Raw genomic sequence first — 23,909 nt, forward strand, 5'->3', positions numbered from 1 at the left:
TCATTCACTGTCTTTTCCGACCCCGAACGACCAGCCAGAATCCGACGACGAACGTCACGAACGCCACGAACCCGACCGCGAGATGCCATCCCGCTAGCCAGTACGGCAGGGCAACGACGTGGCGGGCGCTGTCGAGTAGATAACTGAACACGGGCAGTTTCGTCGTTCCACTGCCAACGACACCTTCCGAATCGGCAGGCTCTCCAGCAGGATACTCGCCGGGGTCGCGGTCGGCTTCGTAAGGAACCGTCGGAACCCGCGCGCTCCACACCATCTCTCCGGATTCGTTCAGTTCCACGATGCGGTTGTTCCGACTGTCGGTGACGAGAGTGTTCCCATTCGGAAGGCGGTCGGCGTCGCGGGGCCAATCGAAGTTGATTCCCCCCGCATCGTGTACCTGCCACGCGGGTTCCCACTGCCCCGTGGATTCGTTTCGATGGAGTTCTACGATGCGGTCGTTTTCCGAGTCAGCGACGAGAATCGCGTTCTCGGAAAGCCACTGTGGGTTGTGCTGGTAGTTCAAAACGCTCGTGTCGCGGTTTTCGTTCACCACTTCGACGACGCCCTCCCCGCGCTCTACGACGAGCAGCTGGTGTGCGTTGCGAACCGAGACGAGGTATCTGTCCTCACCGATTCTGTCCACGTCGTTGATGTGGAGCCAGTCAGTTCTGGTCGGGTCGGGTGGCGAATCGTAGAACTCGCTCGCGTTCCACTGCCACGTTTTCGTCCCGTTCGGCGCGAGGGTGAACACGCGCTCTCTGTCCATATCCGCGATTAGCAGTTCTCCGGTGGGGAGAAACTCGGCGTCGTGAACCTCGCTGTCTCCGCTGGTTCGAACCGGAAACGACCACTCGTAGACGATTCGGGGATTCGGCTCCGGGTCGATGATTCTGACCCCGGTGTGCGCGCAGGGAGATTCGTAGGAACCACAGTCGTCGTAGCCCCGCGCCATGAACGACGCGAGAATCGACCCGTTCTGGAGACGGGACACGTCGTGGTAGCTAGCGGCGTGGCCGAAATCCCAGACCTGTTCGCCCGCGGCGTCGAGGACGACGACCCGACCCTCGGTGGCCGTTGATTGTACGCCGACGACGGTTTTTTCGGCGTTGTTCGTCGTCGTCTTCGAAATCGGCGGCGCGACGGCGGCGCTCACGACCAGCACGAGCGCGAAGCTGACGAGGGAAACGGCCATTAGTCCGGCACCGAGTCGGCGACCCGAACGGGGAGTCACGGAAACCACGCGAGTACTGTTAGATGCGGCGGAGTATCAAAATCGTGCTGGCCTTCGACTGGTTTGCGAAAAATAATATGACTCTCAATCTCACAGCGATACGATGAGGTAACGCTTTAGCTGACGTACCGCTCTTCTTCGACAGTGCTCGAATCCCTCCAAGACGAAGTCGAACTCGTTGCTCGAACCGTCGAAATTCTCCAGCGTATCCGTGCGGAAGAGCCGGTTGGCCTTCGGCATGCGTCCACGGTTACCGGCCTTCCGGAGCACCGGGTCAGAACGTCGTTCCAGATGCTCGAAAACGAAGGTTTGATACAGCCGACAGGCGACGGTGCGGTGACGACCGACCGAACGGAGCCGTTTCTCGATAAGTTCGACGCCGAAGTCGAATCGGTGCGGGCGAGCGTCGAGGAACTCGACGCGTTGATGGCCGAGTGACCCACCACAATCATCACAGCGGACTCGATTCCGGCGAAGAAACCACATCGTTTTATTCGCGCCCCGACTCACTCCGGATATGATTTCGGTTGCCCGTCTCCGGGGGTGTCCGCCGTGAGCGAGGGCGGCATCGTCGGGGAGTTTTTCTCGCTGAAAGAGGAGGCAGACGCGGACGTGCTGACGATGCAGGTCGGCGACTTCTACGAATTTTTCGCCGACGACGCGGAACTGGTCGGCGACGTGCTGGATTTGAACGTCTCCCAGAAGTCGAGTCACGGAAGCAGTTATCCGATGGCTGGCGTTCCGCTCTCGGAACTCACGCCGTACATGAAACAACTGGTCGAACGCGGCTACCGGGTCGCAATCGCCGACCAATACGAGACAGCAAACGGTCACGCCCGCGAGATTTCACGGGTCGTGACGCCGGGGACGCTGCTCGAAACGACCGACGACGACGCCCAGTATCTCGCCGGAATCGTTCGCGTGGACGACGGCTACGGATTGGCCTTCGCGGACGTGACGACGGGACGGTTTCTGGTCAGTTCGGTGTCTGGCCCGGACGCCGATTCGAAGGCGCTGACGGAATTGTACCGATTCGACCCCGCCGAAGTGCTTCCCGGCCCTGAAATTCGAAACGACGATTCGTTCCTCGAAGCGGTGCGCGAACGAACAAACGCCTCCCTCTCGCTTCACGACGCGAACGCTTTCGCGCCCGGAAAGGCGAAACACGTCACCCGCGAGCAGTTCGGAACTGAGGCGCTCTCCAGCATCGGCTTGGATTCGGACGGAAACGCGCCGAACGCGGAAGTACGCGCGGCGGGAGCCGTTCTCTCCTACGTCGAGGAAACGGGTGCGGGTGTCCTCGGTTCGATGACGCGCCTCCAGTCGTATCACGCAGACGACCACGTCGAACTGGACGCGACGACCCAGCGCAACCTCGAACTCACAGAAACCATGCACGGCGACCGAAACGGGTCGCTGTTCGACACGGTAGACCACACGAAAACCAGCGCGGGCCGTCGCCTGTTGAAAGAGTGGCTTCAGCGCCCTCGTCGTTCGCTCGATTTGCTCCGCGAACGACAGTCAAACGTGTCGGCGTTTGCCGAATCGGCTCTGGCCCGCGAGGAGATTCGGGAAACGCTCGGGGACACATACGACCTCGAACGGTTGGCGAGCAAAGCCGTCTCGGGGAGCGCCGACGCGAACGATTTGCTTCGGATTCGGGACAGCCTCGCGGTTCTCCCGGCCGTCGCGGATTCGATTGCCAACGCGCCGTCCTTATCGAGTTCGCCACTCGCGGAACTCGTGGCTCGTGCCGACCGAGCGCAGGCAGAACGCCTGCGCGAGGAGTTGGCCGAGGCGCTGGCTGACGACCCCCCGAAAACCGTCACGCAGGGCGGCCTGTTCCGCCGCGGCTACGACGACGAACTGGACGACATCATCGACCAGCACGAGGAGAATTTGGAGTGGTTCGACACCCTCGCGAGTCGGGAGAAATCGCGAACTGGCATCTCGCATTTGCAGGTAGACCGCAACAAGACGGACGGCTACTACCTCCAAGTCGGCAAGTCGGACACAGACAAGGTTCCAGAGGAGTACGAAGCGGTCAAGACGCTGAAAAACTCCGAGCGATACGTCACCGACGAACTGCGGGAGCGAGAGCGTGAAATACTGCGTCTCGAAGAACGCCGCGGCGAATTGGAGTACGAACTGTTCGGGCAACTCAGAGCGCGAATCGCAGACCACGCGGAACTCATGCAGGACGTGGGGCGCACGCTAGCCGAACTCGACACTCTCGCAAGCCTCGCGGTTCACGCCGTCGAAAACGGGTGGGTTCGTCCAGAACTCGCCGATTCGGGATTCGACATCGAGCAGGGTCGCCACCCCGTCGTCGAACAGACCACCGAGTTCGTCCCCAACGACCTTCGGATGGACGACGAGCGCGAGTTCCTCATCGTCACCGGGCCGAACATGTCCGGAAAATCGACGTACATGCGCCAAGTCGCGCTGATTACCCTCCTCTCGCAAGTCGGGAGTTTCGTCCCAGCGCGTGAGGCCCGCGTGGGACTGGTCGATGGCATCTTCACCCGCGTCGGCGCGCTGGACGAGTTGGCCCAAGGACGTTCGACCTTCATGGTGGAGATGCAGGAACTCTCGAACATCCTCCACTCCGCGAGCGAAGATTCGCTCGTCATTCTTGACGAAGTCGGGCGCGGAACCGCAACCTACGACGGAATTTCGATTGCGTGGGCCGCGACGGAGTATCTGCACAACGAGGTTCGCGCGAAGACGCTCTTTGCGACTCACTACCACGAACTGACGACGTTGGCAGACCACCTCCCGAGGGTTGCCAACGTCCACGTCGCGGCAGATGAGCGAGATGGCGACGTAACCTTCCTCAGAACCGTCCGCGACGGCCCGACCAACCGCAGTTACGGAATTCACGTTGCAGATCTCGCTGGCGTGCCGGTTCCGGTGGTCGAACGCTCCCGCGACGTGCTGGACAAACTCCGACAGGAGAAGGCAATCGAGGCAAAAGGCGGCGCGTCAAGCGAACCCGTGCAGGCCGTTTTCGACCTCGGAAGCGGTGAGTTCCAGCAGAGTGGTGAAGAAAACGAACAGGGTGACCAACCGGACGACGAGCAGAAAATCAACCCCGAAACCGAGGCAGTGCTGTCGGAACTGTCGGGCGTCGAAGTCGCCGACGTGTCGCCAATCGAGTTGATGTCGAAAGTGCAAGAGTGGCAGAAACGACTCGACGACGAATAAGTCGGTTCGAGGGCGTGAATGCAAAAACGCAAAAATCCGCCCGTTAGAAGTAGATGTCCGCGATTTTGTCGGCAGTTCGCAGTGCGAGTGCCTGCCCGCTGTTCGTCGGGTTCGGGCCGCCGAGACCGTTCGCCAGCGCCGAGTGGTCGGCGACGAAGAGGCGATTCACGTTCTTCGCCTCGGCGTTCGAATCGAGGACTTTGCCCATGCGCATCGACGACTGCATGTGAAGGAGGAGCGGCGGCCAGTCGCACCGATGAACGTGTTCGGCCCCGGCCTGTTTGTGGATTCGGGCCGCGATTCGGGAGAGTTCGTCGCGCTTCGCGTCGTCGTCCGGATGTGGCTCCCACTTGACGTTCGGAACCGCACCGTGTTCGTCGCTGAACGTGGTGTCGAGCGACACACCGTTGTTCTGGCGCGGCAGGTCATCAGTGAGTATCAGCAGTGCCTTCGTCTGCCTGTAGTCCGACATCCTGCGCTTGAGTTCCTTCCCGACGACGTAGCCACGGGTATCCCACGGTTCGTCGGGGTCAACCGGTGTGTCGAAGCTGTATCCTGCTTGGCTGAACAGATAGTCCGCGTAGGAGACGAGACCGGGGGACATTCCGATATCCTCCATTCCGCCGACGCCGGGTTTGTCGAAGCGGACGGCGGAGTTCTGCCCGATGTACGGATCCATGTGCTGTGATTCCGGATTGATGTCCGCAACCGTCTCGTCGTCGTACACGCCGACGACCCAGTCGAACCAATGAGTCGTCAGTCCCTTGCCGACCCATCCGTCGTCCGGAAGGCCGGAGTTGAGCCAGAGCCGTGGAGTTTCGATACAGCCTGCGGCGAGAACGACGGTGTCCGCGCTCACCGTCTGTGTCTGCCCGGACCAGCTGTCGCGGAAGGTAACGCCGGTCGCTTCGAGACTGCCCGCACCCTCCACTGTCTCGATGTCGGTGACGTAGGCGTTTGGACGAAGGGCAACGTTCCCCTTTTCGGGGTCGGTATTTGTATCGAGCGCACGCGGGACGTAGCCCACGTTGCTGGATTTCCGGGCCTTGTCGCGCACTGGTGCATCCACGGGCGTTGACGACCCCTGAAAATGGTCGCCGACGAGGGTGTCGCCGCGGAAGCCGTCGTCGTAGCTGAACGACCCGCTGTAATCGGAATCGAGCGGTTCCCCAGTCGAGGTTTCTCGACCGGGAACTTCGACGGCGTTGGCCTGTGGCCGCCACCCGGTTTCGGTGACGTTCTTGCTTTCGATGAGGGGATAGCCGGCGTTCGTCGCCCCTTCGATGAACACCTCTTCCTTGCCGGTCATCGGGGCTTGCTGGGTACTCGTCAACTCCTCGTTGAGTTGGTAGTAGGGAACGAGTTCCTCGTAGTCGATGGGCCAGTGTGGTTGCTCGTCGATGGCGTGCGGATAGGCTCGCGGATGGTTTGCGAAGTAGTGGAGTGAAGTGCCACCGACCGCCCCGACCTGCCAGATGAACGCGTTCTGGTGGAGATTTCGAAACCACGGGGCGCGTGAGTGGTCGGCAGGGCCGACTCGGAGGTAGCCCCACGTCGGGTCGTTCGCGTCGGCTTCGCGGTGTGTAAACTGTTCGTCGAGCAGTTTTCCGTCGAGGTCGTCCGGGTCGGTACTCACCGTTCCCCCCGCGTCGGCGTGCGGTTTCGGCCATTTCTTGTTTCCGTGCCACGGCCCGCCCTCCAACAGGAGAACGTCCAAGCCGTGGTCGTTGGCGAGTTTCCACGCAGTGGCCGGGCCGTCGGCACCCGCGCCGACGATAACGACATCAGGGTCTTGCATCAGGTGTCACCTCCGATTCCGTCGAGAACATCATCGCCGGTTAGGTCATCCGGAAGGTTCAGGTCGTCCGCATCTGGGTCGGTAAACCCGCCATCGACGGCGTGTCGCCAGTTCGCCGCGTAACCGGGCGCAGGCCCCGGATAGTCACTCTGTTTGCGACTCTGCACCTCGCCAGCGGGTTTCTGCAACTCCCGCTCGTTCGGCGTGTTGGTGCTCGTACTTCCGTAGCCAGACCATTCCGTGTAGTAGCCGAAGCCATGGAGTCCGTTGACGGCCATCACGACGTATTTCAGGATACCCACGTCGGGTACCAAGGGGGACAGCAACTCGTCCAAATCGTCTATCACGCCGTCTTCCACGATGGTCCAGAGACAGCGGAGTCGGTCGCGTGGGGCGAGTTTGGTGAACGTCCCACCTGCCGGAAACTTCTCGTTGAAACTCGCGGGTTCCTGATTTTTCCCCTTGGTGAGGAACTCCGCCGCGACCACGTCGAAAACGAGCGTGAACGCTGGTGCATACGGGTAGTTTTGAAGCACTTGGTGGTACACCTCGTCCGAAGTTTCCACGCGGATTTCGAACTCGGCAACCCCTTCTGCTGTCGTGTCGAGATTTACGAAACCGGTTTCGAATCGTTCCACGGCACCGAACGTGAGATGTTCTTCGAGTGCATCTCCGTCCAAATCGAGGTCGAGGAGGTCGAGCAGACTGAGGTCTGCGAGGTCGAGTAACGCATCGAGCGGGGAACCAAGTCCGGTCGTGTCGAGAACCGTTTCGAACATGGTCACGGGCATTTCGAGGCCCAAGAGAGAATCCGTCTTTTCGGTGACCATCTCTGTACGAATCTCTTGGAAGTGGTTGAAATCCCAGATGAGGAACTTCTCCAACTCGGCATCGAGTCCACCGGGAACGTGTTCCGGGCCGAGTTCGTCCTCTAGTTCCGGCGTTCGGGGGACGATTGCATCCACGATTGACCGATACGTATCCGCCGTGTGTGGGTCGCTCGGAAGTGGGTCGTTCAACGCGGCCTGTGCGTCTCCGATGGTTGCGTTGGACATCGAGAGTGCGGCGAGGCCGCCGATACCTTTCATCATCCCTCTGCGCGTCAGCGGGTTGTCATTGTCATAGTTCATAGTTGTCACTGTTGAAGATACCTCAACCGGGCAACTGCTGACCGACTGTATTATCTTACGAAGGGATGCAGTACAATAAACACTCACAATAGACTACTATATTATAAATTACGATGAATACATTCGTGTGAAAAGTACGAAGAACGACTGTATTGGGTGTTCGACCCAGAACCAGAAAGAGAGATGTTCACCGAGATGACGGTAGCAGAATCGGTATTTCAGTTCTTTTGAAGATATCTTGGAAGAAAATGGGACTATCTGTCGTTACACATCAAACGATTGGTACCGCCTTCGTGACGACACTCTCGGCTCGGCGATGGGCAAATCTGTCGTGGATAGCCGAACCCTTTCATGCCGAACGAATAGCCTATTCGCTGTTCCCAGTCGATTGCCGCTTGTTTGTTCTCAATGTCATACCGCGGTTGTTGTATCAGTTACCATGACAGATAGAATAATAATCCGTTATAAATTAAATTGATATATTCTAAAATCATAGATAAAACATATAGTGAAGGATGGAGTGCATAGTTTGCTATGGCAAAACTTAACAGAAGAAGTTTCGTAAAAAGCGTCGGTGCCGGGGCCGTCGCACTAACGGCGATGGGCGTCACGAGTGCGTCAGACGGACGAACACAGTTCGTCGTCACCGTCGGGGGAAAGGGCGGTCGAAAGAAACTCGAACAGTCGGGCGTGGATGTGCAAGGCAGTGTCGCCGATGGCCGCGTCCTGCTCGTTGCCGCCGAGTCGAAAGCCACGATTCAAGAAGTCAACGGCGTCAAGCACGTCGAACCGAATATCGGCTATCGCGCGGTTGGCCCCAAACTGCAATCGACGGAAGAATCCCTCGACGAACAGTACGCGGATATTCAGTGGGACAAGCAAGCCGATACGACCGGTGCGTTCGAGGCCCACGATAGTTCGACGGGTGACGGACGAACCGTCGCCATCATCGACACGGGAATCGATACGTTCCATCCCGACCTCCGAAACCGGGTCGAACGAGGGCAACTCTTCCGGGCCGACGGGGTGTCGAGTCCGGATGGCAGTCCCACCGTCGATGGCGACACTACCATCGAGGCGAGATTGCCGCCGGGCGACGAGGAAATTGAATCCTACACCTATCTCGGTGCTCCGGAAAGGCGCTCTCAGATGGCCGCGGACGACGTCGATTCTCACGGAACTCACTGCGCCGGTATCGCAACGGCGAAACACGACGACACCTCCGTCGGCGAGGATTTCGGTATCGCAGGAATGGCCCCGGACGCTGACGTTGTTCCACTGCGCGTGTTCTACTGGAAACGACTGGACGACTACCAGTACGACGTTGACGGCGACGGCGAGGACGAGAGCGTCACCGTGACGACGCTCTGGACGACAGATTTCGACATTTTGAGCGCAATCGATTACGCGGCGAACATCGGCGCGGATTCCGCAAACATGAGTCTCGGCGGTGGCGTCATCAAAGGCAGTGCGCACAAAAACGGCGAACACGTCGCCTACCAAAAGGTCATCCAATCCGCCGTTCAGCGCGGAACCGTCGTGACGACCAGTGCCGGAAACGCCAGTTCGGACCTCCAGCACGAAGGCTACTACACCCTCCCGAACAGCGTTCCGGGTTCCATCAGCGTTTCTGCGACAGGGCCAGACAACGGACTCGCGTTCTACTCGAACTACGGCACCAGCGACATCGATGTCGGCGCCCCCGGCGGCGGCTACGAAACGCTCGAAAAGACGCTCGCAAGCGACACGGAATGGCCGTATCCACTTAACCTGGTTTACTCGACCGTTCCGCCGGATTTGAACGACGGCACCGCATACGCGTGGTACGCGGGAACGTCGATGGCGGCCCCGCAGGTTGCTGGACTCGTTGCACTCATCCGCGAGGTCAACCCCGATATGAGCGCAAAACAGGTTCAAAGCATTATCGAGAACACTGCTCGGTACAGCAACGGCAAGAGCGATGCCGACATCGGGGCGGGAGTCATCTACGCGCCGGACGCCGTCGCGGAAGCGAAACGCCGTAACTGACGCTCCACGACCCGCACACTCACATTTTTGGTCTACAGCGCGACCCGATAGCGGTGGACTTTGGAGTTCTACCGACCAAGCAGAGTCATACCAAAATAATAACATTCTTGTCGAGAACAGAAAAGGAAATAGCTATGTCTCGGATGACTCGCCGTCGCGCCCTCCTCACGGCGGGAACCGCCGGTTTTACGACGTTTGCAGGGTACAGGTTTCTCTCCGATGACGGATGTCCGACTCTGGACGAGTCGCTGTGGACGATAGATGGACGGTATTGGTCGCCACCGGTAAAACACGGGGGTAAAATCCTTGCCTCTGAACATTACACTGGGATGGGCGATAGGATTCTTTCTAGAATCATCTGCGCCGATAGCTACGATGGACAAGAACAGTGGGTCTACACCGTCAAAGGCTCCGGTGCGGGGATTCCGCTTGTCCACGACGATACGGTCTACGTCGGCACGGGCACCGACCACGTGTACGCTCTCGATTTCGAAACCGGCCATCGAAAGTGGGACTACGACGCGGGTGGCCTCGAAGAATTCGGCGGCGGTGCGTGGGGTCAACCCGCCGTTATCGACGACTCGGTTTTCGTCGGTATTTCTCACTCTGAACTGTCCACCCCGGATGTGACGGACAGCAGCACGTACACGCACCGCGTCGTGGCCTTGGATACAAGCGACGGAACCGAACGATGGGCAAATCGGGTTTCAGGGACGTCATTCGCTGGCCCTGCTCGTTTCGGCACGTCGGTCGTCGCCGGAACCGAATCCGGACACGTATATCGGTTCGACGCAGTGACTGGTGAATCGCTCTGGTCTACTTCCATCCCCGGCGAGGTTCGAAGCACGCCCATCGTTGGAAATGGCGTCGTGTACGTAACGACGTTGGAGGGTGCAATCGTTTCACTCGACGCTGAATCCGCCCAGAAAGAATGGCAAGTCGATGCATCGGGAGCCATCGTGGATGTCGTCGATACCGGAGATTCGTTATTGGTTGGCGACCGGACGGGGGCAGTCACTGCGGTTGCCAAATCGGACGGAACCGAACAGTGGCAGTACACCGCCGAAGAAGCAGTTGCGGCTATAGATGTCAGTACTGATGTTTGGATTCTCGACCAGCGCGGAACCGTCCATCGCCTCGATACAGCGACCGGAGAAACGACACATCGGTACTACGTCGCGGAAAGTAACGTCGAAAACCAGTGTGGATGGTCGCCACGCTCCGACGTCGGTTCGGGAATTATCGCCGACGAGTACAATATCTACGTCACCGGGCCGTGGGTCGGACGAGTGTCTGCGAGAATCGAATAGCGAAACGATGTCAGCTATTCGAACGCATACACGAAGTCGCTGGCGGCGTACACCCTGTCACCAGCCTCGTCCGCATCAACCGCAACGCTTCGAACTTCACCGCCGGTTTCGAACCGCCGGAGTTCGCTTCCATCTGCCGCCGATAGCGCGTACACTCGTCGGTCGCTGGCACCGACGTAGACGGTGTCGTCCGCGACGACTGGTTCACAGAGCGACCCGAACGGGAGGAATTTCGGGTGGAACGACCATCGTTCTTCGCCGTCGTGGAGTGCGGTGAGCCACTCTCTGCTGTCGGTTCCTATGCTCGTCACGCTGGTCGTGACGGCGTAGACGCCATCTTCGTGTGCTTCGCCCGTAACGAGATGACTGATAGACTCCCCGTTTTCCGGGGTCACTCGCCACAGTTCGTTGCCGTCGAAATCGTATGCGACGACTTCGTTTTCGTCGGTTCCGGTGTACACCGCGTCACCAGATGCGATTACACAGACGTTCTCACCAGCAACCCACCGCACGCCACCCGATTCGAGCGCGAGGACCCGGCCATCCATGACGGCGAAAGCACGATTTTCGCGCGCCGTGACGTGCGTAACGGAACCGAGGTTTCCACAGTCACCTCTGTACCGCCACTGCACTGCACCAGTTTTTGCGTCGAAGGCATCAATCCAGCCGTCGCCCCCGACGAACACCGCTTCGTCCGTGACTGCTAGCTCGGTAGCGATTTCCCCGTCGCATTCGGCACGCCACTGTTGGCTTCCGTCCGCGGTGTACGCGACGACGTTCTCCCCGTCTGCAACGTACAGCAGTTCGTTTTCTGCGGTCGGTGCGCTTCCGTCGTCTACCGTCCATCGTGTTTCGCCGGTTTCGGAGTCGAAGGCGACCAGTTCGTCGTTCGCGAGATAGACGTTTTCACCGACCGCGAGAGTTCCGGTTCGGTCTGCACGCCAATCGAGTCGCGCCGAGTCGCGTATCGCGTATAGGAATCCTTCACGGTCGGTAACGTAGATGTCGTCGCCGACTGCGGCGGGAAGCCACGAATTGCCGAGGTTTCGAATCGGGACGCGCCAGCGTTGTTCACCGGTCGCCACGTCAACCGCGACCAGTGCGTCGTCACCGGAGATTGGGATGTAAACGGTTCCGTCAGCGATTACCGGCGTCCCGGCGGAGTCGCCTCCGTCTTCGAACGACCACTGTTTCGCCCCGTTTTCGCAGTGGAGCGACCACGCACGCGCCTCCCGACCGTCCGTGATGATGACCGAATCGTCCAGAATCGCAGGAGACTGTGCGAGGAGTGCTGACTCCGCGACACTCGTTTCCCAGTCTGTGGCTCCATCGTCCGCCGAGAGGGCGAACACGCGTTCCCCGCAGACGTAGACGGTTCCGTTGGCCACCGTCGGTGCATGGTTGATGGCCCCATCGACGCTGGTCTGCCATCGGGGATTTCCGGTTTCGGCCTCGAAGGCGTACACGTCCGATTTATCGACGAAGTACGCGACGCCGTCCACGACCGCTGGCGGGACGTTTTCGGCGCTCGGAACTTCGCCCTCCTTGCCGCTCGGAATGCGGATTCGCCAGCGTTCGGTTCCCGTCTCCGCGTCTATCGCCCAGCAAATACCCTGTCCGTTTGCATCGCTGGTTTTGAAAAAGAGCGTCCCGTCGGCGGTCGTTATCGGAGAGCTTTCCGTAACGCCGATTTCGAATCGCCACCGTTTGCTTCCGTTGCTCGTTGAGAGCGCGAGTATGTCGGTTCCGGCCACGTAGACCGTGTCCCCGAGGACAGTCGGTGCGTAGTCCAATCCGCGGACGTTCGCCGTCCAGCGCGTTTCCCGCGTTTCCGTGTCGAATGCGGTCAGCACCCCCGAGGTGTCCACGACGTAGGCCGTTCCATCGACGACGGTTGGCGCGAACAGGCGTCGGTCGCACACGTGTTCGCTCCACGCTATCCACGCCCCGGAACCCGGGTCACCTCCAACAGGATTGTAGCCCGTATTTCCGGCGTCGTACTGGAACGTCGGCCAGTCCTGTTGGGCCGAACTCTGCGCGTCGGACGTGACTGTCCCCGAAAGCCCCGCCGTGCCGAGCGCGACGCCGGTCAGTTTGAGAAAAGTTCGCCGTGTTTCATCGGAGGGTCGAACCATGAAATCAACGAACGGGAAGTATAACGTTTATTATTCGTCCCTTAAACCGGCTGCAATCGGTGTCTACTGGCAGTTCAGTAGCAGATACCGGCCAACAGTAACCGATTCCTATTTTGGCGTTAAAATTCCGCTACTGCCCATATTCTTTCACTTCAACCGACAGCGCATCGTCAATTCAACCATCGGTGTCGGCGAAACCGCCATCTAGAAATTATTATAAGAAATTCAACTACGAAACGACTATTATTCGCTCAGGTCCAGAAGTGGGGGATGATTTCGACATTTCCATAATAATAAATAAAATTATCTCATCGGAATTTAGTATAGCGATATTCGATTTACTGCGGAGCGAAACCGTGAAACGGCCCGCGACGAAAGCCACACGTAATGGACTGCGATAAGTGCGAACGGGAGGCGGTGATGCACGCGGCTTATTCGGGGCTTCATCTCTGTGAAGACCATTTCTGTCGGTCGGTCGAAAAGCGCCTTCGACGACGGGTTCGCGACGACAACCTCCTTCCCGCATCCGCTACGCCCGACGAGCCACAAACGTGGCTCATCGGCCTTTCCGGCGGGAAAGACAGCGTCGTTCTCACACAGATTCTCCACGACACGTTTGCAAACGACCCGCGTGTCGAACTCGTCGCGCTGACGATTCACGAGGGTATCGAAGGCTACCGCGACAAGAGTTTGGACGCCTGTCTCGAACTCACCGACGAGTTGGACATTCGCCACGAGGTCGTCACCTACGAGGAGGAGTTCGACGTGCGAATGGACGACGTAGTCGAAAAAGACCCCGAGAGCATGGCTGCCTGTGCCTACTGCGGCGTGTTCCGCAGGGACTTGCTTTCGAAATACGCCGAGGAGTACGGGGCCGACAAACTGCTCACGGGACACAATCTGGACGACGAGGCCGAAACCGCGCTGATGAACTTCCTCGAAGGCGATGTCGCTCAAATCGCCAAGCATTTCGACGCCAGCCTCGGGAAGTTCGCGGAAGAGACGCCTTCTGGCGTCTCTTCCACAGAGAGCGACGAAGACGACGAAAACGACGACAGCCCGCGAACCAGAAACGACCAAAATTCGTTCGTCCCCCGAGCGAAACCGCTTCGCGACGTTCCGGAAAAGGAGGTCGCGCTGTACGCCCACCTCGAAAATCTCCCGGCACACATCACCGAATGCCCGCACTCAAGCGAGGCGTATCGCGCCGAAATCCAGCAGTTGATGCTCTCGCTTGAAGAGAACCATCCCGGAACCCGCCACTCGATTATGGCCGGGTACGAAGAACTCGCCGCGGTCGCTGCGGACGAATTCGGCATCGGAGACGGCAAACGCGAAATCAACGAGTGTGAGCGGTGCGGTGCCTCCACGACGGGCGACATCTGCCGGAAATGTGCGTTGGTGGAGTCGATTCACGCGGTGTAATCGAAGTTTGTTGGTTTCTGCCACTAGCGGTAAGTGAAGAATAATAATCCGCTGTTTGCGAAAGAGAAGGGAGAGAAAAAGCGAATTACCGGATAACGTCGAGACCGTTGTTCTGCTCCACTTCGTCCCGGCCGCCGTCGCTCTGCGTGCCGAAGGTGCCAGCTTTAGATTTTTCGACGTTGCTGCTGGCGTCGTAGGACTGTGCGTCCACGTCGCGCATCTTCTGTCGGGAGCGGTCGGCCTGTTTCTGCGTCGATGGGCCGAGCACTTGTGCGCTTTTGACGCCAGTCATGATCGCCATGACTCGGACTTTGCTCTTGTAGTTCTCCTGAATGCGTGCACCCCAGATGACGTTAGCGCTCGCTTCGAGGCGTTCCGTGATGTTGGCCGCAATGCCTTCCGCCTCTTTGAGTGTGAGGTCTGGGCCACCTGTAATGTGGACGAGGCCGCCGGACGCGCCGCGGTAGTCCACGTCGAGCAGTGGGTGGTTCATCGCATCGCGCACCACTTCTTCGGTCTTGTTCTTGTCTTGTGTCTCCCCGACGAGCATCACTGCGACGCCGCCCTGATTCATGATTGAGGTCATGTCGGCGTAGTCGAGATTGATGAGGCTCGGCTGAGTGATGGTTTCCGAGATACCTTTCACCGTTTCGGCGATGATTTGGTCCATCACCGAGAACGCCTTGCCAATCGGGAGGTTCGGGACGTAATCGAGCAGGCGGTTGTTGTCGAGGACGATGATGGAGTCCGCTTCGTTGCGAAGCTTTTCCAGCCCTTCCTCGGCTTTCACCGTGCGGGCACGTTCGACGTTGAACGGCGTCGAAACCATGCCGACGACGATTGCGCCCTGCTCTTTGGCGATTTTCGAGACGACGGGTGCGGCACCGGTTCCGGTTCCGCCGCCCATGCCTGCAGTCACGAAGACGAGGTCGGCATCGCCGAGAACCTCTTTGACCGTTCCCTGTGCCATCTCGGTGGCGCGCTCGCCCATCGAGGGGTCGCCGCCAGCGCCGAGACCCGAGGTGAGGGATTTGCCGACGAGAATTTTCGTGTCGGCTTCGATCATCTTCAGGTGCTGTTTGTCGGTGTTGATGGCGACGGTGTCTGCGCCATCGACGCCGATGTTGTACAGGCGGTTGATGGTGTTGTTTCCGGCACCACCACAGCCGACGATGACGATTCGCGGGTCACCGAACTCGTCGCCAGTCGTAACGGCGTCCATCTCGCGCTGCTCGCTTTCGGCGTTTTCCAGTGCTTCTTGAACGATGTCCTGCATCGTTCACACCTTCGCCCAAGTGCGCTTGTTCGTGGTCTCGGTTCCGTTTCCGTCGTGCTCGTTGAGCATATCTCGGACTGCGGCCCGAATCGCTTCGCTTCGGTTCGGGAACTCGCCGGTTTCGACCATCTGTTCGACTTCTTCGATTTGCTGTTTTGGTATTCGTAGTGTCACGCGCTCCATAGTGGATTCCCCTTGTATGGTAAGACGACACGCGGTACGCTTCCAATTCCCGTCTTACGCCGTATTAGCGGCCAACACGCGATATTTTGGCCGATTCGAAGTCGGCGTAAGACAATCGTCTTACGTGGAAGTATCCACAAAGCCGCAGTATATATAATTAACGGCGGTTGTAAAACAATCGTTTTACGACGAATCCAAAACGTCCGCTGACGGCGTTCTTCGCCCACATCCGGGGCAAAACGCCCAGTCCGACCGAAGCTCGTCGCCGCAGTCACAGAACACACGGTGTGTCGCCTTCTCACCGCAGTTCGGACAGTACACGTGGCCCGAATCGAGCGACTCTCCGCACTGACCGCAGGTGTTCTCGGTCTGACCCGTGTCGTCGGCTGTCCGACGCGGACGATTCGTCGTTTCACCCGATGCCGGGGTTTGTTCCGTTGCCCGAATCTCGCCAGCACCTTCGACGGTGACGTTTACGTTGATGTCGCGCGCGCTCTCGCTCGCACGAGGGCTGAGTCGCTGGTCGATGAGGTCGTCCACGCGCTCTGCGACGACAGCATCGAGACTGCCGTCTGTTTGCTCTGCTGATTCGCCGTGGCCGTCGAGATAGCCGCGGAGTGCTTCGCGCATGACCTCGCTCTTCGAGGCGTCGAGCGGTTCGAGTCGCTTGACGAGGTCGTCGTCCGCGCGGAATGTGATTTTGCTCATGTCGACCACCTGATCTTGTCTCTACCCCGATACACACAACCTATCATACTTGAACCTTTCCGTGTGTCCACCACGCCGTCTCGAATAATAATTCTTAAGTCCGGGACGGGATTAGGTGAAAGTGCGTGCCCGCCCTTAGCTCAGACTGGTAGAGCAGTCGACTGTAGATCGACTTGTCCCCCGTTCAAATCGGGGAGGGCGGACTTTTACTGCGAAAATCCGACCGAACAGATTTGAGCTCGTCAGCCGCACGCCCGGAATGGCCGAAGGCCACATACCCGGAATGTCCGACTCTGTTCAAATCGGGGAGGGCAGATTTTTGCTACGAACAATGCGAGAGCGAGGACACTTCGTTCGTAAACACTAGCTTTCGATGGTTAGGGTGCTCCAATCCAGCTCGAGTGAAACCAAGTAGTTGCACTGACACCGGTTGTATTACGATTTTAGACGCCCCAAATGACGGCAATTCCGAAAACAGTCGCTATTGACAACACTAACTGCAGTGGCGCACCGACGCGAAAGTAGTCCGTGAATTTGTATCCACCCGGTCCGTACACGAGGAGGTTCGTCTGGTAGCCGATTGGCGTCATGAAGTCCGCGCTGGAAGCGAAGGTCACCGCGAGGACGAACGCGAAGGGGTCGCCTCCGACGCGGGTCGCCGCCTCCACGGCGACGGGAATCATGAGGATAACGCTCGCGCTGTTACTGACCACCGCAGTGACGAGCGTCGTGATGACGTAAAACACCCAGAGGACGCCGATTGCGGGCAGAAAGTCGGCGCTCGATGCGACCACCGCCCCGACGAGGTTCGCTGCGCCGGTTCCCTCGAACGCGATACCGAGGGGGATGAGTCCGGCGAGGAGGAAGATGACGTCCCATTCGACCGAGTCGTACAGTTCGTTCGGTTTCACGATGCCCGTCAGAATCATCGCCACGACGCCCGCGAGCGCGGTGGTGAGAATGTCGAAGATTCCCAGCGCGGCCAGTCCGACGACGCCGAGGATGATGGCGATGGCGAGCGGGATTTTCGCGCGGCGGTAGTCCGGTTCGGTTGCCAGTTGTGCGACGATGAAATCTCTATCCATCGTCAGTCGGTTGATGCTGTTCTGCGTCGCCTGCACGAGCAAAGTGTCTCCTCGACGAATCTGTGTCCTATCCATTCGTTCGCGCACGAGCTCCGACCCGCGGCGGATAGCGAGCACGTTCGCATCGTACCGTTCGCGGAAGGTCGTGCTCTCCAGCGTTTCGGTGACCAGCGACGACCACGAGGGAATGACGAGTTCAACGAGGTTCTGGCCTTCTTGTTCCGGGCCGAGTTCTTCCTCGGTCACCTGCGAAAACGCGACGAGCGATAGCCCTTCGGTTAACATTAGTTCGCGGAGCGTGCCGAAATCAGCGCGAACCACGAGGATGTCGCCCGGTCGGATCCGGTTTCCTGCAAGGGGTTCCATGAACGTCCCTTCCTCTCGTACCAGTTGAACGACGTCCACATCGAGGTCGGTTTCTTCTAAGGCTTCCTCGACTGTCTGACCGACGAACGTCGAATCCGCGTCCACGATGACTTCGGTCAGATACGGCGTCAACTCGTACTCTTCGAGGATATCCTCCTCCGGACTGAGTCGTTCCGGAATGAGTCGCCGTCCAATCGTCATGATGTACGCGGTGCCGACGACGAAGACGATGACGCCGAGTCCGGTGAACTCGAACATGGAAAACCGATGGAGGGAAGGATACTGTCCCGCGAGTTGAGCGGTGACACTGCTGGCGATGAGGTTGGTCGAGGTGCCGATAAGGGTGAGCATCCCGCCGACCATCGAGGCGTAAGACAACGGAATCAGCAGTTTCGAGGGCGACGTGTTGCCCCGGTTTGCGAGGTCGGAGACGACAGGGATGAGCATGGCGACGATTGGCGTGTTGTTGAGAACGCCCGAGGGAATCCCCGCGAAGGCCAACGTCGCCGCGAGTTGCTTTCGCTCGTCGTCGCCCGCGAACGACGCCATCCGTTCGCCGAGTTGCTGTACCGCGCCGGTTTGGCTGACACCCGCGCTCAAGACGAGCATCGCCAGCACGGTAATCGTCGCGTCGTTTGCAAACCCCGAAATGCCTTCTTCGGGCGAGATTCCCGTCCATGGCCCGAGGATGATAAGCACGACCATGACGATGAGAGCGGTAATGTCCGGCGGAAAGGCTTCCGTAGCGAACAGCACGAAGGCCGCCGCTGCGATGGCAAACACGACGACCATCTCCACCGTCAGTTCCGGAACCGCCGACCCGGTTTGCATCGCGAGGTCGGGAACGAGCATTCGAACGGACAACGTTACCCGGGCAGTAAAGAGTACGCTCCCAAACGAGAGTAGCCTCGCCATCCCCGACGAGCAATGACGCCTTTCGACAGTAACAGCGATTTGGAGTAGGTTTCCGTCACGTGAAGGTTTTAGTTCGCACCAGTGGACGATATGGCATGGCTACACGTCTTCCGGATTCGGAGTTCGACCATCGTCTCGAAGCAGTGCGAGAAAAGATACGCGAACAGGGTGCCGACGCAGGTGTCTGGTTCGGCGCGACGAGCATCGAGTATCTCACTGGCTTTGACCACATTCAGACCGAACGACCGGTCGCTCTCGCCGTCACCGACGAACGAATCGAAATCACGGTACCGCGTCTCGAAGTAGAGCGCGTCGAACCGAACCCGCGAATCGACGCCGTGCATCACTACTTCGACTATCCCGGTGGTAAACCGATTCAGGTTGCTGTCGAAATGCTCTCTGGACTCGGCGCGGAGACTGTTGTCGCGGATTCGGACGGCGCACCGGGCGTGATGGGCTACGATGGTCCGGCACTCTCGAAGTTCGTCGACGTCGAATCACAGAGCTGGGTGAACAGAATGCGATGGGCGAAAACCGACGCCGAAATCGACCTCATCCGCGAATCGGCCAAGTGGGGGAATCTCGCACACCAGTATCTCGCGGATTACACGGAACCCGGCGCACATCCGGCGACCGTCAGCCAACGGGCGTCAATGGACGCTTCCCGAGCGATGCTCGATACTCTCGGCGACGAGTACGTCCCACGCACACGAGGGAGTGGGCCTGCACACGCGGGATACATCACCGGGTCACAGACTGCCCTTCCGCACGGCCACACCGCGAACCGCCGAATCGAGGAGGGCGACGTGCTGGTCACGGGTGCTGCCGCGAACGTCGATGGCTATCACTCCGAACTGGAGCGGACGATGTTCGTCGGCGAACCGACGGACGAACAAGAACATTACTTCGAGGTGATGCTGGAATCTCAAACCATCGCAATCGACGCCCTCGGTCCGGGTGTTTCCCTGTCTTACGTTGACCAACAGGTGTGGAACTACTTCGAGGAACAGGGTGTCACCGACCTCGCGCAACACCACGTCGGCCACAACATCGGCATGGGGGGCCACGAACCGCCGTACATCGACCGCGGGTGGGATGACCACGTGGACGACGGTGACGCCGAAATGGAACCCGGCCACGTCTACACTATCGAACCGGGACTGTACACTGACACCTACGGCTATCGCCATTCGGACACGGTTGCGGTCACGGAGAACGGCACGGAAATGCTAACCTACTTCCCGCGCGATTTGGAAAGCAACGTCATCACGTGGTAAGCATCTGCCGCGCTGTGGTAGACCATCTATCGCGTTCTGGTAAGCCATCGTTTCTTCGTGTGGTTCACGGTCACGACGCTATTCGTAACGAGGTCGATTAGGTACTCGACAAAAAGTCGCTTCGCGGTTCGCCAGCCACTATCCCGAACCCTTATTTTTGCGTGGAACATTCGCCTCACTAATGAGTTCTCGTCTCGAATTTCGAAGCGGGTCGGGCGAGGGTTCGACGCAGAACGTGCAGTTCACTGAGTGGCTTGCGCGACTGAAAACGAGTGGCAGCAATCTCCTCGTAACCGGCGACGTGCCGAAAGAAACGAGTGCCGAATTCAGTCGGACGCTCTTCGGACAGGGACAACGAACGCGCGTACTCGCGCTCACCAACCCCACCGCACTCGGTGCAGACTCACACCTTCCGGTCGAACCGAACTCCCCGGACACCCGAATCATCGACCGACGAACCGAATATCGCGCCACGAAGAGCGACGAAAAAACCGACTCTGCACAGGGCGTCTCACGGGAAACCCTTCGTTCCGAGCTGATTTCCGTCATCAGTCAGTACGACGATCAAAACGATGGCTTTTCGCCCGCCGAACTTCGTCTCGGTATCGATTCGGTCGAAGTGCTGTCCGGCGGAGACGGCATCGTCTCCTTCTCTCAGTTCCTTCGCGGACTCACCGCCATCGTCCGCGGTGTCCACGGCATGGCGCACTATCACCTTCGAGTGGCAGACGACGACCCGCTCGTGGAAGAACTGTCGCCGCTGTTCGACGCCCGTATCGAACTACGCAAGCGACCCGGTCTGGCAGAACAGCGCTGGCACGTCCCCGACCTCGGTGAGACGACCCACTGGGTAAAACTATCATAACCGACTCATATTCCTTTGCTATGGAGTTTCGGCGGCATCCTGACTGCGACGGGCTCGACATCTACGATCCTATCGAAAACGTCCGATTCGCGCTCTATACCTCCGGTTCCGTGCAGCCGACGGCAGTTTCGACCGAACAGTTCTATTTTCCGGTCGATGCGGCGGTTGCCGTCGAAACCGTGACGCTTTACGTACCGAAACTGCTTCCCGTCACGATTCGAACGCAGAACGGGGAAATGGTGGCCGAAACCTCCGACGGCAACAATCGGAGTGTCGAACCCGGAACCTATCTCATCGAACTCAGTACGGCCCCGATGAAATTATATCTCGCCGTCGAAAGCGGATTCCGTCTCGAACAGCGCGATGGCGCGGTCGTCCTCGACTTCGGAGCAGAAACGTCCGTCCGCGTCGGTGCGCGCTCCTACCACGACCGACCGGCGGGGACGATAACCGTTACCGACGATGTAGAGGACGTGATGCGCGCGCTTTCTCTCTCCGGGTCGGCGCTGAAAACGACGAGTCCGGAGCGCTCGTTTCCGACCCTGCGGGGGCATCCGCCACTTATCAAGCGTGGAGAGAAGTTTGACGCGCCAGATGGGCTGGTTCGACCCGATACGGCTGTTTCATTGGTCGTTCCACCCGACAGAAAACATGTCTTTCCGCTGGCTTCGCTCGCATATTATCTCGGGGCGGCGGTCGTTTCAGGCACGGGAACTCGCCCGCGATTGGTCGCGGGCGAGTTCGAACACGAACTCACGGGTGCCGAGAGCTACGAAGAAGCCGTCAACCGCGTCCTTCGCCAGACGTTTTTCCTCGACTGTCTCACTCGAACCGAGGGCTACTATCAAGTTGACTTGCACGAACGCAAGCAGGTCGAACCGCTCGTTGACCTCGACTTTTCAGCACTGTACGACGCGCCGCTGACGGAGCAACTCGCCGCGTATCTGTCGGTTCCGTTCGAAACGCTGGAGCCGTACATCCCGAATTGGCGACTCGGTGTTGATCTCACGCCAACGGTCGAAAACGCGGAATACCTGCCGTACCTCGCGGACAACCTCGCGCTCACTCGGATTCCCGACAGCCCGAATCCCAACTCGGTCAAACCCATGTCGGACGCCCAGAGCGAGTTCTTCCGCGCGCCGCCGTCCGGCGTGCTAGCTCGCGGGTCGGACGGCTGGGACGCGGTGGACGACCGGGACGTGTTTCAGGTCGATTCTATGCCGAACGTCATCGAACAAGCGTGGGCCGGGCCGGGATTTCCCCTCAAAGTCAACAAACTCGATTTGTCCGCACTTGAGCGACGAGTCGACCGCGTTCCGACCTTGGACACCATCGACATTCACGTCGTCTGTAACGACGACAAAATGCTGGACGAGGACGTGGTGAAGGAACTGTACGGCGTTCGGGAGTTCCTCGATTTCGACGTGACCGCCCACTACGACCTCACGCAGGACGAACTCCGGGAACTACTCGCTCAGCAGTCCGATTTCGTCCACTACATCGGCCACATCGACGACCGCGGGTTTCTCTGCGCCGACGGGTCGCTCGACGCGCATACTCTCACGGAGGTCAACGCCACCGCATTCCTCCTGAACGCCTGTGAGTCCTACCAGCAGGGGTACGAACTCATCAAAAAGGGAAGTCGCGGCGGTGTCGCCACGCTTTCCCCCATCGGCAATCCGTCGGCGACCAAACTGGGCAAAATACTGGCGCGACTGCTGAACTGTGGGTTTCCCCTTCGTGCCGCGCTGTCGATTGCGCGCCACCAATCTGTCTACGGCTATCAGTACACCGTGCTCGGAGATGGTGGATTATCGCTCGTGCAGAGTGAGAGCGGGGTTCCATTCCATCTCAATATTACACGAAGTGACGATGACCGGTTCGAAGTGATTGTTAACACTTTCCCAAACGATATTCACGGGTTTGGAACACACGTCAATTTCCATCCTGATTGGTCACAGGAGCGGTATATTGCTTCTGCACCACTGACAACGGTAACTTTGTCTAAAAACGAACTCGACTCGTGGATTTCGTGCGAAATCAGGCCTATTGAAGTTGGGGACCAATTGTACTGGAGTGACGAATTGCAAATTTCTGATATTAACTAACTACGGGCCGCTATTTGCCCCATCCGCAATCACGCTTCCTGCCTGCACCAACAATGTACTGAGTGCGAACAGGACGCCAAGTAGTCGTGGATGCTGTGCAACGAATTCCCCAATCGCGTTTTTTGTCGCCATTGCAACTAAGACATGTGGCCCCACTTTCTTATAATTTTTTTAATAATACAGAATTAAGATTAATTATTGTAAGTATTTACAAAATAGCATCAATTCGTATTCGGCCGTCTCACTGGGCGAAACCGCCGATTGCATCAGAAAGTGGGTCGTTGAGTTCGTAGAGGACGGCGTCGATGTCCTCGGACAGTTGGCGGAGAAGCTGTGCGTGGGCCGTCGAAGCGAGCGAATATTCGGGATACGCCCCGTCCGTGTCGATTTCGTCCACCAGTTCGAGTTCGAGGAGGTCGTCCCGGTGATTCGTCCACGTGCTGGCGGCGGTTCCAGCGTGCTCCGCCAGTTCGGTCGCGCTAAAGCTCTCGTCGGGATTGTCCGCGAGCACCGCGAGAAACTTCACGCGCGCAGGATAGACGAACACCTGCGCGAGAGGCGGCGTGGCAAGGTCGGCTTTTGGAGGACTCATATGGTATGCTACTACATGTTCGTTTCAAAACTGTATCGAAATTCGCCTGGATGCAAATCATCTTAACATATGTCCAACTAGAAGGTAAATTTTTAGACAGAGGAGGTTGTAGAAGAAGTTGGGATGGACGAGAAACGGACAAACGACCGATTCCAACGCACGACTCCACAACTGGTCACCGCCACTCAACCAGTGTAGGAGCACCTCGATGCACTCTGCGACACCCCCACTCGCGTCGCCGTCGGTCGCTTGCTCGTGCATCCCTACCGT

The 23,909-nt window shown here is 58.7% G+C and carries 19 protein-coding genes and 1 tRNA gene; 10 read left to right on the forward strand and 10 right to left on the reverse strand.

The genetic code is table 11. The annotated features are described in order from the left end of the window. Positions 1 to 4: 4 nt before the first annotated feature. A complete protein-coding gene (locus BW974_RS02610; RefSeq protein ID WP_245799879.1) occupies positions 5 to 1,231 on the reverse strand; it encodes an aryl-sulfate sulfotransferase in 1,227 nt (408 codons plus the stop codon). A gap of 144 nt (positions 1,232 to 1,375) precedes the next feature. Between BW974_RS02610 and BW974_RS02615 the strand changes: the two genes are divergently transcribed. Both BW974_RS02615 and mutS read left to right on the forward strand, forming a co-directional pair. Then, the gene (locus BW974_RS02615; protein WP_076427720.1) at positions 1,376 to 1,669 is read left to right on the forward strand and encodes a hypothetical protein; all 294 of its coding nucleotides are present in this window, start codon (positions 1,376 to 1,378) and stop codon (positions 1,667 to 1,669) included. Positions 1,670 to 1,774: 105 nt separating this feature from the next. After that, on the forward strand, positions 1,775 to 4,438 hold the full coding sequence (mutS, locus tag BW974_RS02620) for a DNA mismatch repair protein MutS (RefSeq protein WP_076427722.1): 2,664 nt from the start codon (positions 1,775 to 1,777) through the stop codon (positions 4,436 to 4,438). A gap of 43 nt (positions 4,439 to 4,481) precedes the next feature. Here the strand turns inward: mutS and BW974_RS02625 are convergent, their stop codons facing one another. Beyond that, positions 4,482 to 6,236, reverse strand: coding sequence for a GMC family oxidoreductase N-terminal domain-containing protein (locus tag BW974_RS02625; RefSeq protein WP_076427724.1), 1,755 nt, complete (start codon positions 6,234 to 6,236; stop codon positions 4,482 to 4,484). After that, complete coding sequence (locus BW974_RS02630) at positions 6,236 to 7,366, reverse strand: hypothetical protein (RefSeq protein ID WP_076427725.1); 1,131 nt, start codon at positions 7,364 to 7,366, stop codon at positions 6,236 to 6,238. The genes BW974_RS02625 and BW974_RS02630 overlap by 1 nt, the downstream gene beginning before the upstream one ends. A gap of 534 nt (positions 7,367 to 7,900) precedes the next feature. Between BW974_RS02630 and BW974_RS02635 the strand changes: the two genes are divergently transcribed. Next, positions 7,901 to 9,394 carry a S8 family peptidase gene (locus BW974_RS02635; protein WP_217694298.1) on the forward strand — a complete coding sequence of 498 codons (1,494 nt, stop codon included), beginning with the start codon at positions 7,901 to 7,903 and terminating at the stop codon, positions 9,392 to 9,394. Between the two features lie 134 nt (positions 9,395 to 9,528). Next, positions 9,529 to 10,704, forward strand: a complete 1,176-nt coding sequence (locus BW974_RS02640; protein WP_084186184.1) for an outer membrane protein assembly factor BamB family protein — start codon at positions 9,529 to 9,531, stop codon at positions 10,702 to 10,704. Positions 10,705 to 10,718: 14 nt separating this feature from the next. On the opposite strand, the gene BW974_RS02645 is transcribed toward BW974_RS02640, so the two are convergent. Continuing rightward, the gene (locus tag BW974_RS02645; protein WP_076427728.1) at positions 10,719 to 12,839 is read right to left on the reverse strand and encodes a PQQ-binding-like beta-propeller repeat protein; all 2,121 of its coding nucleotides are present in this window, start codon (positions 12,837 to 12,839) and stop codon (positions 10,719 to 10,721) included. On the opposite strand from BW974_RS02645, the gene BW974_RS02650 reads away from it, so the two are divergent. Continuing rightward, positions 12,838 to 13,047 (forward strand): hypothetical protein, encoded by a 210-nt coding sequence (locus BW974_RS02650; protein ID WP_076427730.1) that lies wholly within the window; start codon positions 12,838 to 12,840, stop codon positions 13,045 to 13,047. The two genes, BW974_RS02645 and BW974_RS02650, sit on opposite strands and share 2 nt — an antisense overlap. Positions 13,048 to 13,226: 179 nt before the next feature. Further along, positions 13,227 to 14,264 carry a tRNA 2-thiolation protein NcsA gene (gene ncsA, locus BW974_RS02655; RefSeq protein ID WP_076427732.1) on the forward strand — a complete coding sequence of 346 codons (1,038 nt, stop codon included), beginning with the start codon at positions 13,227 to 13,229 and terminating at the stop codon, positions 14,262 to 14,264. An 85-nt stretch (positions 14,265 to 14,349) separates the two neighbouring features. Here the strand turns inward: ncsA and ftsZ are convergent, their stop codons facing one another. From ftsZ to BW974_RS02670, 3 genes are all read right to left on the reverse strand, one after another. Further along, positions 14,350 to 15,540 (reverse strand): cell division protein FtsZ, encoded by a 1,191-nt coding sequence (gene ftsZ, locus BW974_RS02660; RefSeq protein WP_076427734.1) that lies wholly within the window; start codon positions 15,538 to 15,540, stop codon positions 14,350 to 14,352. 3 nt (positions 15,541 to 15,543) lie between these two features. Then, positions 15,544 to 15,723 (reverse strand): ribbon-helix-helix domain-containing protein, encoded by a 180-nt coding sequence (locus BW974_RS02665; protein ID WP_049971443.1) that lies wholly within the window; start codon positions 15,721 to 15,723, stop codon positions 15,544 to 15,546. 183 nt (positions 15,724 to 15,906) lie between these two features. Beyond that, positions 15,907 to 16,431: a double zinc ribbon domain-containing protein gene (locus BW974_RS02670; protein WP_076430205.1), complete on the reverse strand. Its 525-nt coding sequence runs from the start codon at positions 16,429 to 16,431 to the stop codon at positions 15,907 to 15,909. A 129-nt stretch (positions 16,432 to 16,560) separates the two neighbouring features. On the opposite strand from BW974_RS02670, the gene BW974_RS02675 reads away from it, so the two are divergent. Further along, positions 16,561 to 16,634: transfer RNA gene (locus BW974_RS02675), tRNA-Tyr, on the forward strand. Positions 16,635 to 16,874: 240 nt separating this feature from the next. On the opposite strand, the gene BW974_RS02680 is transcribed toward BW974_RS02675, so the two are convergent. Next, positions 16,875 to 18,734 (reverse strand): SLC13 family permease, encoded by a 1,860-nt coding sequence (locus BW974_RS02680; RefSeq protein ID WP_368274997.1) that lies wholly within the window; start codon positions 18,732 to 18,734, stop codon positions 16,875 to 16,877. A gap of 158 nt (positions 18,735 to 18,892) precedes the next feature. On the opposite strand from BW974_RS02680, the gene BW974_RS02685 reads away from it, so the two are divergent. The 3 genes from BW974_RS02685 (at position 18,893) to BW974_RS02695 (ending at position 23,047) form a co-directional block, all read left to right on the forward strand. Continuing rightward, positions 18,893 to 20,074, forward strand: coding sequence for a M24 family metallopeptidase (locus BW974_RS02685; RefSeq protein ID WP_076427735.1), 1,182 nt, complete (start codon positions 18,893 to 18,895; stop codon positions 20,072 to 20,074). A gap of 181 nt (positions 20,075 to 20,255) precedes the next feature. Continuing rightward, positions 20,256 to 20,939, forward strand: coding sequence for a DUF7504 family protein (locus tag BW974_RS02690; RefSeq protein ID WP_076427737.1), 684 nt, complete (start codon positions 20,256 to 20,258; stop codon positions 20,937 to 20,939). A gap of 20 nt (positions 20,940 to 20,959) precedes the next feature. Beyond that, on the forward strand, positions 20,960 to 23,047 hold the full coding sequence (locus BW974_RS02695) for a CHAT domain-containing protein (RefSeq protein ID WP_076427738.1): 2,088 nt from the start codon (positions 20,960 to 20,962) through the stop codon (positions 23,045 to 23,047). Here the strand turns inward: BW974_RS02695 and BW974_RS26910 are convergent, their stop codons facing one another. Beyond that, positions 23,048 to 23,179: a DUF7503 family protein gene (locus BW974_RS26910; RefSeq protein ID WP_281247654.1), complete on the reverse strand. Its 132-nt coding sequence runs from the start codon at positions 23,177 to 23,179 to the stop codon at positions 23,048 to 23,050. Positions 23,180 to 23,288: 109 nt separating this feature from the next. After that, entirely contained in the window at positions 23,289 to 23,639 is a 351-nt protein-coding gene (locus tag BW974_RS02700) for a helix-turn-helix domain-containing protein (protein ID WP_076427740.1), read from the reverse strand. Positions 23,640 to 23,909 lie beyond the last annotated feature (270 nt).

The organism is Haladaptatus litoreus, assembly GCF_900156425.1.
In the GTDB taxonomy this organism is placed as follows: domain Archaea; phylum Halobacteriota; class Halobacteria; order Halobacteriales; family Haladaptataceae; genus Haladaptatus; species Haladaptatus litoreus.